Here is a 16,941-nt window from a genome sequence, read left to right on the forward strand (position 1 = left end):
AGTCTTACCATGACGGAACGCCAAGTTGAAGATAAGCGTCTCGATACCACTCGTACCATCCGTGCCCCACATGGCACTACATTACGCGCGAAATCTTGGTTAACGGAAGCGCCCCTGCGCATGTTGATGAATAACCTCGACCCCGATGTTGCAGAGCACCCCCATGCTCTTGTGGTATATGGCGGCATTGGCCGAGCAGCTCGTAACTGGGCCTGTTACGACAAGATTGTCGAAGTTCTCGAACGCCTTGAAGACGATCAAACGCTACTCGTTCAATCGGGTAAACCTGTTGGGGTTTTTCCTACCCATAAAAATGCGCCACGTGTCTTAATCGCTAATTCAAATTTGGTGCCCCATTGGGCTAATTGGGAGCACTTTAACGAGCTCGATAAACAAGGCTTGATGATGTATGGACAAATGACAGCAGGAAGCTGGATATACATCGGCTCTCAAGGAATTGTTCAAGGCACTTACGAAACCTTTGTTTCGGTTGCCAAACAACACTTTGATGGCAAAGCTAAGGGACGCTGGGTACTAACAGGTGGTCTTGGCGGTATGGGCGGTGCACAGCCACTCGCCGCCACCATGGCCGGCTTTTCAATGATCGCTGTCGAGTGTGATGAAAGCCGTATCGACTACCGCCTAAGAACCGGCTATGTCGACAAAAAAGCCACCAGCTTAGATGAAGCACTGACGATGATCGATCAAGCCGACTCACCGATTTCAGTGGGCTTACTTGGTAATGCCGCTGACGTATTTGCGGACATTGCTGAACGTAATATCACTCCGGACGTCGTTACCGATCAAACCTCAGCCCATGATCCTCTTAACGGATACCTACCTCAAGGTTGGAGCATGGAATACGCCGCGACAATGCGTCTTGAAGACGAAGCCGCCGTGGTTAAAGCCGCTAAAGCTTCTATGGCAAAGCAAGTTCAAGCCATGCTTACGCTGCAAGCCCAAGGCTCTGCGACGCTAGACTATGGTAATAATATTCGTCAAATGGCACTTGAAGAAGGCGTTGAGAATGCCTTTGATTTCCCAGGCTTTGTACCAGCATACATTCGCCCACTATTTTGTGAGGGAATTGGCCCATTCCGTTGGGTGGCATTATCAGGCGATCCAGAAGATATTTATAAAACAGACCAAAAAGTAAAAGAGCTGATTCCTGATAATCCGCATCTACACAATTGGCTCGACATGGCACGTGAACGTATCCAATTCCAAGGGCTCCCTGCTCGTATCTGCTGGGTTGGATTAAAAGATCGTGAGCGTTTAGGTCAAGCATTCAATGAAATGGTAAAAAATGGTGAACTAAAAGCCCCTATCGTCATTGGTCGCGACCATCTAGATTCAGGCTCCGTTGCCAGTCCAAATAGAGAGACTGAGGGAATGATGGATGGTTCGGATGCCGTTTCAGACTGGCCATTACTGAATGCTCTCCTCAATACTGCTGGCGGCGCAACTTGGGTTTCTCTTCATCATGGCGGTGGTGTTGGTATGGGATTCTCACAACACTCCGGTATGGTGATTTGTTGTGATGGTAGTGATGACGCCTCACAGCGTATTGCGCGAGTGCTGCATAACGACCCAGCAACCGGTGTGATGCGTCATGCGGATGCCGGTTACGACATCGCCAAGCAGTGCGCCGTAGAGCAAGGTCTCGATTTACCTATGATGGACACCACTTCGCTTAACTCTCAATCAGTACCAAAGTAAGGGCCGAGTCATGTTGAACTTAATCTTAAAACCGGGGCAGCTTAACTTAAGTACACTGCGTAAAGTAAGCCGTTCGCCGATTAACCTCTCTCTCGATCCTAGTGCATTCGAAGCTATCGATGAAAGTGCAAAAGTGGTTGAACAGGTCATAGCTGAAGATCGTACTGTGTATGGCATTAACACAGGGTTTGGCTTATTAGCCAATACCCGTATCGCGCCAGAAGACCTCGATACTTTACAACGCAGCATTGTACTTTCCCATGCTGCTGGTATCGGCAAACTCATGGCTGATGAAACCGTACGCATGATGATGGTACTTAAAATCAATAGCCTTTCGCGCGGTTACTCAGGCATTCGACTTAAAGTGATTCAAGCACTCATCGATTTAGTAAATGCTCAGGTTTATCCTTGTGTACCGCAAAAAGGCTCTGTCGGGGCCTCTGGGGATCTTGCCCCTCTCGCCCACATGAGTACGGTGTTATTAGGTGAGGGCCAAGCAAGACACAATGGCCAAATCATCTCAGGTTTAGAGGCTCTCAAAATTGCAGGACTTGAACCTATCGCTTTTGCACCGAAAGAAGGGTTAGCTCTACTTAATGGGACACAAGCCTCGACAGCTTTCGCTTTAGAGGGATTGTTTGCCGCAGAAGATCTGTTCGCTTCAGCGATTGTGTGCGGCGCGATGTCAGTAGAAGCGGCTTTGGGTAGCCGACGTCCATTTGATCCTCGAATCCACCGTGTACGTGGCCATCGTAGCCAAATGGATGCCGCTGCTGCTTATCGACACATCCTCGACACGACCAGTGAAATAGGTGAATCACATACTGCTTGTGAAAAGGTACAGGACCCTTATTCATTGCGATGCCAGCCTCAAGTTATGGGGGCGTGCCTTCAACAAATCCGCAATGCTGCTGAAGTCTTGCTGATAGAGTCCAATTCTGTATCCGATAACCCTCTTGTTTTTGCCGATGATGGTGACATCATTTCAGGGGGGAACTTCCATGCAGAGCCAGTAGCGATGGCCGCCGACAATCTTGCCCTTGCCATTGCAGAGATTGGCAGTTTGTCAGAACGTCGAATGGCGCTACTCATCGATAGTGCATTAAGTAAACTCCCACCATTTTTAGTTGATAACGGCGGGGTTAATTCCGGTTTTATGATTGCACAAGTTACTGCAGCTGCATTAGCAAGCGAAAATAAAACCCTCGCACATCCCGCTTCAGTTGATAGCTTACCAACGTCAGCTAACCAAGAGGATCATGTTTCAATGGCTACTTTTGCGGGTCGACGATTACGTGATATGGCAGAAAACACCCGCGGAATATTGGCGGTAGAATACCTATCAGCCGCGCAAGGTTTGGATTTCAGACGTCCAAACATTTCATCACCAAGAGTCGAAGAGGCAAAAGCCATTCTGCGCAATAAAGTGACGTTCTACGATAAAGATCGCTACTTCTCTCCAGATATTGAACAAGCAAACTCGCTGCTGAAAATGGCAGTGCACAACACGCTAATGCCAGAGCAACTGTTGCCAAGTGCCTGATAAAAATAAATAAACGTTAATATTAAACAGGGACACACACTGTCCCTGTTTGTTTTATCCCACCGCTCAAAAATAGGCTTTTCACTGGATTGACCAGTAAAACCAAAACCTCCTATATAATTCATCGCAGTTTTGACTAGATACCGGAAATTATGTTCTTAACACCTTACTTCTCTTCACTGGATAACCAATTCCAATTTACCCGTCAGCAAGCAAGCCATTTTGCTAAAGTTGTTGCCGGTGATTTCAACCCACTCCACGATGAAGATAACAAACGCTTCTGTGTACCGGGTGACCTTTTATTTGCGGTACTACTGCAAAAAGAAGGCATCAGCCAAAAAATGCGTTTTGAGTTTTCAGGCATGGTTGGCCAAGGGGTCGCACTCCAAATAGAGAACAAGTGTCAAAAAGAAGCCAGCGTCGTCGACGCAAATGGCAAAGAATACTTACGCATGAGTCGCGAGGGTGAAGTTACCCATAATGCTGAGCTTATCGAGTATGTTGTGACTAACTATGTCCAATTTTCCGGTATGAACTTCCCGCATATCATGGTGCCACTGATGGAAGAAAAGCAGATGATGATCAACTGCCAACGTCCATTAGTGATCTACGAGAGCATGGAAGTAGAATTCCAACGCCTAGATTTAACCTCTCCTGAAGTTGCATTCTCTGGTGCGACCTTTGACGTTGATGGAAAGCGTGGCACAGTAACGATGAATTTCGAATTTAAACAAGACGGCGAGATCGTTGGCAAAGGCATCAAACGTATGGTTGCAAGTGGATTAAAACCCTATAGCCAAGATGATGTTGATGATTTGGTTAATCGTTTCCACGAACGAAAAGATGCGTTTTTAGCCATTTACAATCAAGCTGATTGAACGCTTCATCCCTGATATAAACAAACCCGCTCAATTGAGCGGGTTTGTTCTATTCAAAGCTTATAAATTACAGTCGGTAAATAATCGGACAAATCCCTAAATCCAACGTCGCACTCTCTGCTTGTAATCTAAATACTCTTCACCAAACAATCTTTCCAATGCCTGCTCTTCTGGCTGTATTTGAAATCGATTCATATAAACAATAAAACCAAAAGAAATAACTAAACCAAGCAGATTTTGATGCCAATAAGCATAACCAAATAACAATAAAAACAGCGCCAAATACATCGGATTTCGTGTATAGGAAAAAATACCACTATCTACGACACTGGTTGCTTTATCTACTGTTACCGGGTTAACCGTCGTATCGGCTTTACGAAACTCATACACACCCGCGATCCCGATGCCTCCTGCCAATAAAAAACAGAGGCCAAATACAACACCCGGTAAAGGAAGTGGTAAATCCGCTAAGTGAATGCAACGGCTTAAATAATTAATGATAACCACCATCACAATGAAAACCGCAACCGGTGGTATTTTTCGTTCCAATTGTTCCATTTCAACGTTCCAGCAAGCGAGTCATACTCGTTGATAAAAATAGCCCAGTATTTGCGACTGGGCTAGATCGGATTATTCTCTAAACCGAATGGTTTTCAAGATAGCAAGACTAGGTCCACTATTTCAGTTCAAGGTTTATGAGGTCAATATCTTAACCAGCGCCTGCAATGGATGCTTTGTTTTTAGATCATCAAAACGCTTAACTTGGCTACGGCATGAATACCCGGTCACTAAGCAACGATCTTTTGGTAGCGATTCAATACTCGGCTTCCAGCTTAACCCATAAATATCTTTCGACATTTGCAATTTATCCACCTCATGACCAAACGTTCCCGCCATACCACAGCAGCCAACAGGCACGGTTGTTAACTGTGCACCAAAGTGGCTAAAAATAGCGCCCCACTCTTTTTCTGCATTTGGCATCTTGGTTTTTTCTGTACAGTGAGCCAGTAAATACCATGGCTGAGAGCTCGCTTGTGTTGACGTTTTATTTTCAACAAGACATTCATTCAAGCGTGGTAGTAACCATTCATGCACGGTCAGTACGTCGAACTCTCCGCGTTTATCACCTAACACTTCATCATATTCATCGCGGTAGCAAAGCACCAAAGCAGGATCAACGCCGACCATTGGGATCTCCAAATCTGCTACTTGCTGGAGAAATATCGCCGTCGATTGCGCAGTTTGAGAAAAACGTTTCAAGAACCCTTTTATATGCTGAGCTTTACCATTAGGTTTAAACGGCAATAACACCGGCCTTTTGCCTAGCTTGATAGCAAGTGTGACAAAATCTTCCACGACATCTGCATCGTAATAACTGGTAAATGGGTCTTGAACGATTAACACATGGTTTTGCTTATCTTGCTTCGACATTGCCGCGAGTGTTTGCATGTTAAATGCATCCAGATGTTTAATTCGAGACTTTAACAGTGGTTGAGACAACAACGGCGCATCCACATAACCAATACTCGATGCGGTTAATTTCTGAACCCATTTTTGCTTTAGCGCACCATTGACTAACGCGGGTGCATGCGCCATTAGTGGCAACATGGTTTCAATATTCGCCACGAGGTAATCTTTAACCGGGCGTTGATAGCGGCTGTAATAGATATTAAGAAATCGAGAGCGGAAACTAGGCACATCAACCTTTATTGGACACTGACTTGCACACGCTTTGCAGGCTAAACAACCATTCATCGCTTCATAGACTTCATGAGAGAAATCATATTCATGACGTTTATTAAAACGATGACGAATACGATCAATCATGGTCTTCACGGTTGGAGTACTTTCAAGAACTTCTTTTTCAAGATCAAGAATATCGACACCTTGCTCCGTCAATTGGCGTAGCCATTCACGAACTAGCCCAGCTCGACCTTTTGGAGAATGACGACGATCCGCCGTCACTTTCATCGACGGACACATTGGCGAGGATGTGTCGTAGTTAAAGCATAATCCGTTGCCGTTGCACTCCATCGCTTGTTTGAAGCTGTCTCGTACTTGGACATCTATTTGGCGATCGTAATACCCTCGTTTAGTACCCGTCACTTTAACCAGTTGCTCTAAACTACCCAGTGGCGTGCATATTTTCCCAGGGTTCATTTTATTGTGCGGATCGAACGCCGCTTTCACTCGGCGTAATTCAGTAAACAATTCTTCGCCAAAAAACTCCGGTCCATATTCTGAGCGGAAGCCTTTACCATGCTCCCCCCACATCAAACCACCATATTTAGCGACGAGCTTAACCACTTCATCAGAGATTTGATGCATTAATAGCTCTTGCTGTGGATCGCAAAGATCCAATGCAGGACGAACATGCAACACACCCGCATCAACATGCCCAAACATGCCGTAGTTCAACGATTTTTCGTCTAGCAACTGACGAAAATCAGCAATAAAGTCAGCTAAATGCTCTGGTGGTACACAAGTATCTTCAGCAAAGGCGACAGGTTTTGCTCGCCCTTTCGCTGCGCCAAGCAGACCTACTGCTTTTTTACGCATCGTATAAATTCGACCGATACTTTGCACGTCGCTACATACTTGATAGCCAATAATACCACTCTCGTTACCCGCCATCATCGCATCTAAGCGGTGAGTCAAATAATCAACTTGCTCAGTAACAACTTGTTCATCTGCTCCAGCAAACTCAACCATATTGATTCCGAGCATCTCTTTACCCGGAACGTCACTAATTAAGTCACTGACGGTGTGCCAAACAATATCCTGTTTAGCCAAGTTAAGTACTTTAGAATCGATCGTTTCAACCGAAAGAGCCTGTGCTTCTACCATAAAGGGAGCATTTCGTAGTGCGGCGTCAAAAGTATCGTATTTTACGTTTACTAACGTGCGCGCTTTAGGGATCGGCGTAAGATTTAACTTTGCTTCGGTAATGAAAGCTAATGAGCCCTCTGCACCACACAGTACCCGGGTTAAATCAAACTGATCGGTCTCTTCATTGAGGGCGTTTTTTAAATCGTAACCGGTTAAGAAACGATTCAACGGAGGAAATTTCTCAACAATTTGAGGGCGTTTTTCACGGCAAACTTGCTCAGTGACGCTCAGCGCTTGATGTGCATATTCACCCTGTTGTGGTTGGCCGAGAGACATATCTGACTCTAATACTGAACCGTCGGCGAATACCGCTTGTAACGACAACACGTGGTCTGAGGTTTTGCCATATTTAAGTGAACCTTGACCTGACGCATCGGTATTGATCATTCCCCCAACGGTTGCACGATTACTCGTCGACAAATCTGGTGAGAAAAAATAGCCATATGGGCGTACAGCGTCATTAAGTTGGTCTTTAATCACCCCAGTTTGAACTCGAACCCAACCCTCTTCAGCGTTGATTTCTAGTACTTGATTCATGTGGCGTGAAAGGTCAACGACAACGCCGGTTGTTAAAGATTGTCCGTTCGTTCCAGTACCACCACCACGTGGTGAAAATTTCACTGATTCGTAACGTTCTTTAATACTCACCTTACCGAGAAGTATGACATCTTGGGTGGTTTTGGGATGTACGACGGCTTGTGGGAGTTGTTGATAAACGCTGTTGTCTGTTGCAACTGCAAGGCGACTGGCATATTGGGTTTCAATATCGCCGCTAAAACCTGCCGCTTTTAACTCTTCAAGAAAACTCAAAACAATTGAGTCGACATCCGGTTTTGAATGAAGTCTTGGTAACATTTGCTTCCTGCCCCTACGGCGCTGATCCTATCAGCATTGGGTTGTTTTATTTGTAGTTTCGTCACTTTACAACATTTAAAAGAGTGATTAAAACAGAATTACCATCACACGATAGAAGATATCGCCCCACCTCAATGACATAGCGATAATAAAATGACTGATGAACTGATATGAAACTCTACTTAAACTGATGAAAATCGTGCACAATACACCGTATCGTTGATTCGATAGCACCACCAATCCTTATATACTCGGTGACAACGCAAAGACCAAATAGAGTAAGTAGATAAAGGGACAGACGCCCCACTTATTACTCATTTTTTGCGCTATTTATTTGCGCTAAGTCCCGTGCTTAATGATTAAATGCTCCACCAGTGTGCTATGCCACAAAATAAGTGCCACGATAACAATACGACCGAGCTTCGACCCACGGTTCAATATTAGAAATAAGATATCAGTACATTAGCTTAGTGGTGTTTCATTCCACTTCTAGGCCGCCTTTATAGAGCTATAAATAAATGAGAAAGCACAAAATCGTCACCACAGAAGACATCCTGTTAAAACTTTGCCAATCAGTATCAGGCGTTCTAACTTCCGCTACCGCCTCTCCTGTTACCTATTCTGCTATGGTACAGAAAATCAGCAAAACCAGCTTAAAACCCGATTTTGGCTGTTTTGTTCTTTTTGATGGTGGATTTTCTGGTCTTGTGGTGATCAACTTTACCGCCAAAGCAGCGCTAGAGTTATACACCAAATACATGCGTAACATGGGCATGCCTGAAGACGAGTTAGCCGTGAGCCATACTTCTGATGAAGTGGGTGACGTACTGGGTGAGTTAATGAACCAACTTGTTGGCGACTTCACCAATAAAATTCGTAAAGAGCTACAAACTCATATCACCCAGAACCAACCTAAGATGCTAGCGCTCAACAAACAAGTTGTATTGTCGGTTGATACTAATCTAGATCGCCCTCAAGCTCGTCGCGTTACTTTCTCTACTGAAAATAACCATATTTTTTATCTTGAGCTTGCGATGGATAAGACTGAGTTTATTCAACTTGAAGAGTTTGAAATTGAAGACGACTGTCCCGACTCTATTTTTGAACAGACGCAACAACAGATGCGCAATAAAAGCGAGAACAGTAATAAGTCAGCCTCTGAACATGCCGCTTCAGAAGCGGATGATTTACTCGACCAACTCGGTTTATAGTATCTAGCTTGAGTTCGAGATAACTTGAGTTTAACTCGATTTAGCTCCCCAAATAGAACTTCCTCAGCGCTGGATTCCACCAGCGTTTTTTTACCTTTTCACTCTTTTATCCTCACAAGGATTCAGTTTTTGCTCAGAACGCGTTAAAATGTCCGACTTTGTCAATTTAACGAGATTTGTTGTCAGCGATGAGTAAACAAAAAGCCCTCAAAAAAATTGCTAAATGTCTCGAACTAGGCAACTCAGCAAACGTAAATGAAGCAGCCAATGCGATAAAAATGGCGCATAGCTTAATGCTCAAATACGGCCTAGACAAAGATGACATTGAGTTCATCAAAATGGGCAAAACCCAATCAACACATCTATTGCCAGCCAGTGTTAGCTCAAGTTTATTGCGCGTTATTCGTGGAATTAACACCAAATTTGGTGTAGAAGCAGTACTGCTCAACCACAAAGGCTTGAAACGTGTTGAGTTCATCGGTGAGGCTGATCGCGCTATTTTTGCAGCGTTTGCTTTCGATATTATCTATCGTGAAATGAACGAACATACCGGTAAGTTCCGCAACAGTTTTGCAGGGACAGGCACATCAACGTTGGAAGTGACGCGCCGCGTAAACTCATTCGTCTCTGGTTGGGTTGAAGGAGCGCTCGAAAAGCTGCCTATCATCACACCTGATGATGAGTCGAATAATAAAATCAACAATTACATTGATAAAGAATTCGAAAATATCGATCGTGAAACCTTTAAACAACAACTTAGAGAAGCGATGAAAAACCTAACTGAAGACTATGAAGTTGGCCTTAAAAAAGGTCGCAAAATCTCAGTTAGCCGTCCAATCAATGGAACGCAAGCGCCTAAACTACTGCGTTAACATCATTACCCCGCCTCTATTGCATATCCTTATATCCGAGCAATATCAGAATGCTCGGATATATATTCAGCATTCGTTAATATTCGGTCAATTACTCTATCTCTAAATTGACATAAAGTACGTCATATAGTTTATTACGCCCCGAAACATCATAGACATTTATGGAGACGTTCTCGTGAAAAAAATCACGCTTGCTTTAGCAATCGCTATCGCGCTATCTGGCTGTCAGGCGACTCAACGCCAAAACGCCACTACAGGCGAAACAGAAACTAACTCAACAACGCAAGGTGCTCTTATGGGTGCTATCGCGGGTGTTGCTATCGGCCTAGCGACAGGTGATGATGCAAAAGAGCGTCGTAAAAATGCTCTAATTGGTGCTGCTGGCGGTGCTGCTGTTGGTGGTGGCGTAGGCTACTACTTCGACCAACAAGAAGCGGCTTTACGCAAACAATTACTAGATTCAGGTGTTCAAGTTGAACGCGTTGGCAAAAACCAACTATTGCTACGCCTAGAAAATGGCATTGGTTTCAACAGCAGTTCTTACCAACTGGATCCAAGCATTCATAACACATTACGTGGTGTTGCTCGTATTCTTGTAGAATACCCAGACACTAGCTTAGTAATTGATGGTTACACAGATAGCACTGGTGGCGAATCAAGCAATCAAATTCTTTCTGAACGTCGTGCTGAATCTGTTCGTAACTACCTAGTACAACAAGGCGTTGCGGCTGGTCGTGCAATTGCACGTGGCAACGGTGAACGTTACCCATTATGTTCAAACCAAAGCCAACAAGGTCGTGCTTGTAACCGTCGTGTAGAAATTCAAATCCTACCGCTAAAATAATACTTAGTAGACGACTGACCGTTAATATAAGTAACAGAAGTAAAGCTGGTTGATCCGGCTTTACTTTTCTTCGCAATGCCTGTGACTTCTTAGACTCTTTGAAATGCAGATCGACGCCAAATGACCTCATCTCCTGAGGTTCGATGACCGATGTCATTAGATCGCTCGAATCTATCCTGTAGTTCCCTTGGTTTCATTTTTTCCGATGAATATTAACGATTTATTTCGCAAAAATGATACGATGCCACACCATAATCCCATTCAATCAAATCAAACATAAACCACCAAGGACAGGTGTTCTCTTGCGAATTCTAATGCTATTGCTTGCGCTCTTTACTAACTTCATATTTGCTAACATGGTTGTAGCGAATGTCACTATTACAAATGAAGCTATAAATGAAGCCCCAACAAGAGATACGATAACGGCACTGATAGAAAAAGCCCAACAGAACGATAAGATTGCACAATACCAACTCGCTATGGCCTATCGTTCTGGTCAAGACACTCCCCCATCAGAACACGAAAGTTTATATTGGCTCAAACAAGCAGCAAGTAATGGTTCCAAACCAGCGGCGTTCGAATTGGCAAATCAATATCTGAATGGCAAAGAATCTCAAGAAAATACCGAACTGGGAATCTATTGGTTAACGACATTGGCTCTACAAGGTGATTCAAATGCCCAATTTCAATTAGGTCAATGGTTTGAAAAATCCAACGTTCCAGTTTCTGCTCACGATCTCGCCTCAGTGTGGTACCAAATTTCTGCACCAACTAATCAAGATGCCAGCAATGCTTATGACCGCCTGCTTGAGGCGCAATTCAACGCTCAACGCGCCAAACGAATTGCGGCAATGAATAAGTTAGACTCCCAAGAGATCGAGACCAGTAACGTACTAAACGATGCCTTGCCTAGTGAAGCTTTACTCAATGAAAAGCAAACAGTTTTATCCAAGCCTGAGATACTCTCTATCGATTTATCTGGCTTAAATCTGCCAGCCAGTGCACTGACCATCGAAGCAAAAGATAATGCGTTGATGCTATTAGGTGTGACTTGCTCCGCGCTCAGTCTATTTTCATTCGCTTTATGGCGAAAACTCTCTCGCTTTACAAAATCTTCATCTCAGCTCTTTTCATCTAGCGCCTCTTTAACTAGAGAACCACTATCACGACGCGCTGGCATTTCTTCCAATAATGACCGCCAAGGTGAGTTACAAAACCATTATGAAGAGCAGATAAAGATAAGAGATAAAAAACTGCAAAAACAAAAGCAGCAACTCGACGCGCTCTATCAAGCGTTTAAAACTCAGCAAAATGAAAATGCACATAATAAGAGAGGCATGGAACGCGATTACTCTGGTGATTTAACACACGCCTGCGCCATGTTTGGCTTTGATGCTAAATTGATTCCTGATCAAAAAGAGATCAAAACTCGCTATAAGCAATTGAGCAAAGTTTATCATCCTGACCGTTTAGGTTCCCAAGAAGAAATGAAGCGTTTGAATCAAGCGTTAAAAACCATATCCACACATGTTAATAAATAGTTACATTTAATGTCTAATGGTTTTTCTAGCGACTCAAACGCTTATATACCAACGAACTGCAAACGTTTTCTTTTTTAATTAGGTAACAATTACTTAACGCTTAATAACTAAATGTGTCATAATAAAGGTTCAAAATAACGCCTAGTGATAAAGGCGAGGAGAAATTATGTTCACTATTGAAGGTCTTTGCGACTGGTGCAAAAAACCGAGTTTATTAACGAAACACGAATACATTGATGGTCTTTGCCATCACTCTTGTAAATCATGCTACGACTTAGCGACGTTAGATGTCCGCCAATTTAATATCGAAGAAATACAACAAAGAGAGCGCCAAGCTCAATCAATGCGTTAACCCATTGATTTTTTTGACACTCCATGGATCACACTCTATCAACATCAGTTAATTTGCATCAGGTTGGTTTTCAGGAGCGGCATCAATAAAAGCAGGATGACTGCGTAATGCTTGCACCACCCTATCAATAGTCGGAAACGTTGAAACATCCACGTTAAAACGCTCCGCATTATAGACTTGAGGCACAAGGCATAGATCGACTAACGTTATACTGTTGCCAACCGAATAAGCGCCTGCCGTTGATGCTAGGTTTTTCTCTAAAGCATGAAAACCCTGTGTGATCCAATGTTGAATCCAACGCTGTTTCTGCTCCGTCTCAATACCGACATCATCCGCAAGGTACTGTAATACGCGTAAGTTATTTAATGGATGAATATCCACTGCAATATCTTGGGCCAATGCTTTGACGAGATAACGGCTTTTTAAATCTTTTGGTATCAGAGGAAACTGAGGATAAACCTCATCCAAATAGTCCATGATGGCCAAAGATTGGTTCAAAGTGACCTCTCCATCTATAAGCACCGGTACCAATTCATTAGGATTAATCGAACTAAAAAGAGGGAGATGTTGCTCCCCTCCATTGTTTAACAGATGAATGAGGTGTTGCTCATAAGCAAGATGTTTTAAATTCAGGGCAATACGAACCCGATACGTAGCCGATGATCGCCAGTAACCATACAGAACGCGTTTATGACTCATGATTGGCCTCATGATACTGAACCACTGTTTGGTCTATCGCTCCGAATATCGATACACCTTGTGAATCAAGCATTTCAATTCGAACTGTATCGCCAAACTTCATAAATGGGGTACTTGGTGAGCCATCGCGAATGGTTTCAATCATACGAACTTCGGCTATACATGAATAACCGACTCCCCCCTCTGAAATCGCCGTTCCATATTCGGTACCTTGTTTATTTGAAACCGTCCCTGAACCAATAATGGTCCCCGCCACTAATGGACGTGTCTTCGCCGCATGAGCAATAAGTTGGGCAAAATCGAACGTCATATCAATGCCAGCATTTGGGCAACCAAAGGGGGCCTTATTGTAATAAGAATGCAACGGCAAACTTACCTTGCTACCCTGCCAATCAGCACTAAGCTCATCAGGCGTGACCGCAACAGGAGAAAAGACTGAAGAGGGTTTCGAATGGAAAAAACCAAATCCTTTAGCGAGTTCTGCAGGAATCAAACCTCTCAGCGAAACATCATTTACCAACATCAGCAAATAAATTGAATCTTGCACTTGATGTTTACTCGTACCCATTGCCACATCACCGGTGATAATGGCAACCTCTGCTTCAAAATCAATTCCCCATGCTTCATCAGCGAGCGGAATATCATCACATGGGCCAAGAAAAGAGTCTGAACCTCCTTGATACATCAATGGATCACTCCAAAAACTCTCGGGCATTTCAGCACCGCGCGCTTTACGCACTAATTCAACATGGTTTACATAAGCAGAACCATCTGCCCACTGATAAGCTCTAGGTAATGGTGATTCGCACTCCAACGGGTTAAATGGTTTCACAGATAAGTGACTCGACAAGCCATCAACATCTTGATTCAAGCATTGATAAACTTCGCTTAACGCTGGGCTAAGCTGCTGCCAGTTATCCAATGCCGATTGCATCGTCATCGCGATATCCGGTACCGCTACACAATGAGTGAGCGCTCGGTTAACCACAACAAGCATTCCATCTCGAGTTTGATTTTTTAACGTCGCCAATTTCATGGGTTATTCCTTCCCTGTATGCGTTTTCCAGCTATTTACGTAATCTTGGTTTTCTACTGATTTTGCCTGTTCTGAAAATGACAATGCATGCCGTGTATCTATCATCACAGCGACTTCATCAGTAAAAGATTTTTGACTTTCTCGACCCGCTTGAAATGCTTTCGGATGTGGACCATGAGGAAAACCAGCTGGATGAAAAGTCACCATGCCTGCGTCTATATTATCGCGGCTAAAGAAATTACCGGCATGATAGAAAAGCACCTCATCATAATCATCATTATTATGATAAAAAGGCACCTTTAACGCGCCTGGATCGCTTTCTATCGGCCGAGGAACAAAAGTACACACCACAAAGCCATTACCAACAAACGTGGTATGTGCAGAGGGTGGCAAATGATAACGATGTGACATTAAAGGGCGAATGTCTCGCCAGTTAATCCTCACCACTGACAAATCACCATGCCAACCAATGGCATCAAGAGGGTTAAATGGATAAGTCACGGTGCTGATCTCACCGTGGCGTTTGATACTGACTTGTGTCTCTTGCTCTGAGTATTGCGCTTTGAACTCGCTATCAATGGAGGGAGTATCCAATGCGGCTGGATCAAAAATAGCGTGATTACCAACCAATCCTTTTTCTGGCAAGGTATAGGCTGCATCGGTATTCTCAATCATTAAAATCACCAAAGGCTCGATCATTTCCAAGCGCCAATTGGTTGAACGAGGAATCATCACATAATCCCCCTCTGAAATACTCATGTGGCCATAATCACAATAGAGCTCAGCCGAACCCTGATGAATAAATAGTAACTCATCGCCATCTGCATTACGTACCAAGTGCTTCATGGTCTGATTCACACGCCAAAAGCGGATACGGCATTGCTGGTTATGAAGTAAATCCGGTAGTAACCAAGGGTTCTCTTGCTCTGATTGTTCAAGTAGATTGAAATCGAACGCTCGAGGGCGCAGATTGCCTTGCCAATCACTCCAACCCGTCGGTGCATGTTGGTGATGGAAGTGCGCGGCTGGGCCAAAAAAACCACTACGCCCGACTTCCCGTTCATAGATAGCATTATCAGGAAAATCTGCATGAGCCTGCTTAGAACAAGTCCCTTCTCGGTGTGGGAAGCTGATCCATTTATTCATCACTTAGCACTCCTCGACGTATTTGATCTTCTTCAATCGATTCAAACAACGCTTTGAAATTGCCCTCCCCGAAGCCTTCGTTTCCTTTACGCTGAATAATTTCAAAAAAGACTGGGCCAATGACGGTTTGAGTAAAAATCTGCAATAAGATTCCATCTTTCATTGGTGCGCCATCAATCAAAATTCGCAGATCTTTTAATGCTTGAATATCTTCCGAATGACCGACTACGCGGTCTCCTACTTTTTCATAATAAGTATCTGGTGTTGGCATAAATGACATGCCGCGATCTCTAAGAGTTTGGACAGTGTGGTAGATATCATCGGTGCTCAATGCGATGTGCTGAATCCCCTCACCATTGTATTCACGGATAAACTCTTCTATTTGTGATTTATCATCGGATGATTCATTGATTGGAATGCGAATTTTGCCACAAGGTGCTGTCATTGCCCGGCTAACAAGCCCAGTCAACTTACCTTCGATATCAAAATAGCGGATCTCTTTAAAATTCCCAAGTCGCTCATAAAACCCCGACCATACATCCATATGTCCTTGTTTAACGTTATGGGTTAAATGGTCAATCTCTAACAAGCCAACATTCTTTTGTTCCAATCGTTGTGCGACATCTGGGTAGAAAACAAAATCAACTTCATAAATATTATGGCTACCATAACGGTCAACAAAATAGATCAAACTATCACCGATACCGTAGATGGCTGGAATACTCAGTTCCATCGGACCCACTTGTGTGACGTATTTTTTGCAGCCTTGTTTTAAAGCATGTTCCATCGCTATTGCAGAATCATTCACACGAAAAGCCATCCCGCACACTGATGGACCATGAAGCTTGGCAAATGCTTCAGCCTGGCTATGAGGTTGGGCATTGACGATGAAACTGATGTCCCCTTGGCGATATAGCCAAGCCTGTTTAGATCGATGTTTGGCAATTTCAGCAAAACCTAATGAGCTAAATAGTGCCTTTAAACTGGCAATGCCCTCGCTATCTGCTGCGGTATACTCTACAAATTCAAAACCGTCCGTACCCAACGGATTATGTATGGCGCTCATTTGCTACTCCTTTGCCTTTTGATTTTCCTTTAATTCTTTAATGTTGGCTAAATCGGTTAGGAATGAAACTTTTCCGTTGAATTCAAACAACTTTGCAGTACTGAAATTTTTGTAAAATGTGCACATTAGAAAAGCCACCAGTACATAACTCATTGTAATTTATAAACTTGAACAAATAGATCTTGTAACAATTTATTTACATTCAAACTCCCATACGTCGAAAAAAACAGCACTTAAGCAGCAGCGTAATAAACATTGATTTACCTCAGTGTTTCCCTCTGTAGCTAAGG

14 protein-coding genes are annotated in these 16,941 nt (G+C 43.6%); 8 read left to right on the forward strand and 6 right to left on the reverse strand.

Annotation, left to right across the window (positions count from 1 at the left end; genetic code table 11):
• The first annotated feature begins 9 nt into the window (after window positions 1-9).
• The 3 genes from hutU to DZ860_RS07310 all read left to right on the forward strand — a co-directional run bounded on the left by hutU (window position 10) and on the right by DZ860_RS07310 (window position 4,140).
• Window positions 10-1,719 carry a urocanate hydratase gene (gene hutU, locus DZ860_RS07300; RefSeq protein ID WP_120030272.1) on the forward strand — a complete coding sequence of 570 codons (1,710 nt, stop codon included), beginning with the start codon at window positions 10-12 and terminating at the stop codon, window positions 1,717-1,719.
• Between the two features lie 10 nt (window positions 1,720-1,729).
• On the forward strand, window positions 1,730-3,262 hold the full coding sequence (gene hutH / locus DZ860_RS07305) for a histidine ammonia-lyase (protein WP_120030273.1): 1,533 nt from the start codon (window positions 1,730-1,732) through the stop codon (window positions 3,260-3,262).
• Between the two features lie 152 nt (window positions 3,263-3,414).
• Window positions 3,415-4,140, forward strand: coding sequence for a DUF3581 domain-containing protein (locus DZ860_RS07310; protein ID WP_120030274.1), 726 nt, complete (start codon window positions 3,415-3,417; stop codon window positions 4,138-4,140).
• A 96-nt stretch (window positions 4,141-4,236) separates the two neighbouring features.
• Here DZ860_RS07310 and DZ860_RS07315 read toward each other — a convergent pair whose 3' ends face one another.
• Both DZ860_RS07315 and ydiJ read right to left on the reverse strand, forming a co-directional pair.
• On the reverse strand, window positions 4,237-4,698 hold the full coding sequence (locus tag DZ860_RS07315) for a methyltransferase family protein (protein ID WP_120030275.1): 462 nt from the start codon (window positions 4,696-4,698) through the stop codon (window positions 4,237-4,239).
• 135 nt (window positions 4,699-4,833) lie between these two features.
• Window positions 4,834-7,884, reverse strand: coding sequence for a D-2-hydroxyglutarate dehydrogenase YdiJ (ydiJ, locus tag DZ860_RS07320; protein WP_120030276.1), 3,051 nt, complete (start codon window positions 7,882-7,884; stop codon window positions 4,834-4,836).
• A gap of 518 nt (window positions 7,885-8,402) precedes the next feature.
• On the opposite strand from ydiJ, the gene DZ860_RS07325 reads away from it, so the two are divergent.
• From DZ860_RS07325 to DZ860_RS07345, 5 genes are all read left to right on the forward strand, one after another.
• On the forward strand, window positions 8,403-9,095 hold the full coding sequence (locus DZ860_RS07325; protein WP_120030277.1) for a DUF3334 family protein: 693 nt from the start codon (window positions 8,403-8,405) through the stop codon (window positions 9,093-9,095).
• Window positions 9,096-9,283: 188 nt separating this feature from the next.
• The gene (locus DZ860_RS07330; RefSeq protein ID WP_120030316.1) at window positions 9,284-9,967 is read left to right on the forward strand and encodes a DUF2786 domain-containing protein; all 684 of its coding nucleotides are present in this window, start codon (window positions 9,284-9,286) and stop codon (window positions 9,965-9,967) included.
• Window positions 9,968-10,142: 175 nt separating this feature from the next.
• Window positions 10,143-10,811 (forward strand): YiaD family glycine zipper/OmpA-like lipoprotein, encoded by a 669-nt coding sequence (locus DZ860_RS07335; protein ID WP_120030278.1) that lies wholly within the window; start codon window positions 10,143-10,145, stop codon window positions 10,809-10,811.
• Window positions 10,812-11,113: 302 nt separating this feature from the next.
• Window positions 11,114-12,352, forward strand: coding sequence for a J domain-containing protein (locus DZ860_RS07340; protein WP_165862865.1), 1,239 nt, complete (start codon window positions 11,114-11,116; stop codon window positions 12,350-12,352).
• 166 nt (window positions 12,353-12,518) lie between these two features.
• The gene (locus DZ860_RS07345) at window positions 12,519-12,704 is read left to right on the forward strand and encodes a hypothetical protein (RefSeq protein WP_120030280.1); all 186 of its coding nucleotides are present in this window, start codon (window positions 12,519-12,521) and stop codon (window positions 12,702-12,704) included.
• A 48-nt stretch (window positions 12,705-12,752) separates the two neighbouring features.
• Here DZ860_RS07345 and maiA read toward each other — a convergent pair whose 3' ends face one another.
• The 4 genes from maiA to hppD are packed head-to-tail and all read right to left on the reverse strand — an operon-like array spanning window position 12,753 to window position 16,651.
• The gene (maiA, locus tag DZ860_RS07350) at window positions 12,753-13,403 is read right to left on the reverse strand and encodes a maleylacetoacetate isomerase (RefSeq protein ID WP_165862866.1); all 651 of its coding nucleotides are present in this window, start codon (window positions 13,401-13,403) and stop codon (window positions 12,753-12,755) included.
• Complete coding sequence (locus DZ860_RS07355; protein WP_120030282.1) at window positions 13,393-14,439, reverse strand: fumarylacetoacetate hydrolase family protein; 1,047 nt, start codon at window positions 14,437-14,439, stop codon at window positions 13,393-13,395. The genes maiA and DZ860_RS07355 overlap by 11 nt, the downstream gene beginning before the upstream one ends.
• A 3-nt stretch (window positions 14,440-14,442) precedes the next feature.
• Window positions 14,443-15,585: a homogentisate 1,2-dioxygenase gene (locus tag DZ860_RS07360; protein ID WP_120030283.1), complete on the reverse strand. Its 1,143-nt coding sequence runs from the start codon at window positions 15,583-15,585 to the stop codon at window positions 14,443-14,445.
• Window positions 15,578-16,651, reverse strand: a complete 1,074-nt coding sequence (gene hppD / locus DZ860_RS07365) for a 4-hydroxyphenylpyruvate dioxygenase (RefSeq protein WP_120030284.1) — start codon at window positions 16,649-16,651, stop codon at window positions 15,578-15,580. The genes DZ860_RS07360 and hppD overlap by 8 nt, the downstream gene beginning before the upstream one ends.
• Window positions 16,652-16,941 lie beyond the last annotated feature (290 nt).

This window comes from Vibrio sinensis, assembly GCF_003605645.1.
Lineage (GTDB): Bacteria > Pseudomonadota > Gammaproteobacteria > Enterobacterales > Vibrionaceae > Vibrio > Vibrio sinensis.

Bases quoted from the DNA above. Each gene is read 5' to 3' on its own strand.
- hutU (WP_120030272.1), top strand. From the start codon at position 10: ATGACGGAACGCCAAGTTGAAGATAAGCGTCTCGATACCACTCGTACC.
- hutH (WP_120030273.1), top strand. From the start codon at position 1,730: ATGTTGAACTTAATCTTAAAACCGGGGCAGCTTAACTTAAGTACACTG.
- DZ860_RS07310 (WP_120030274.1), top strand. From the start codon at position 3,415: ATGTTCTTAACACCTTACTTCTCTTCACTGGATAACCAATTCCAATTT.
- DZ860_RS07315 (WP_120030275.1), bottom strand. From the start codon at position 4,698: ATGGAACAATTGGAACGAAAAATACCACCGGTTGCGGTTTTCATTGTG.
- ydiJ (WP_120030276.1), bottom strand. From the start codon at position 7,884: ATGTTACCAAGACTTCATTCAAAACCGGATGTCGACTCAATTGTTTTG.
- DZ860_RS07325 (WP_120030277.1), top strand. From the start codon at position 8,403: ATGAGAAAGCACAAAATCGTCACCACAGAAGACATCCTGTTAAAACTT.
- DZ860_RS07330 (WP_120030316.1), top strand. From the start codon at position 9,284: ATGAGTAAACAAAAAGCCCTCAAAAAAATTGCTAAATGTCTCGAACTA.
- DZ860_RS07345 (WP_120030280.1), top strand. From the start codon at position 12,519: ATGTTCACTATTGAAGGTCTTTGCGACTGGTGCAAAAAACCGAGTTTA.
- maiA (WP_165862866.1), bottom strand. From the start codon at position 13,403: ATGAGTCATAAACGCGTTCTGTATGGTTACTGGCGATCATCGGCTACG.
- DZ860_RS07355 (WP_120030282.1), bottom strand. From the start codon at position 14,439: ATGAAATTGGCGACGTTAAAAAATCAAACTCGAGATGGAATGCTTGTT.
- DZ860_RS07360 (WP_120030283.1), bottom strand. From the start codon at position 15,585: ATGAATAAATGGATCAGCTTCCCACACCGAGAAGGGACTTGTTCTAAG.
- hppD (WP_120030284.1), bottom strand. From the start codon at position 16,651: ATGAGCGCCATACATAATCCGTTGGGTACGGACGGTTTTGAATTTGTA.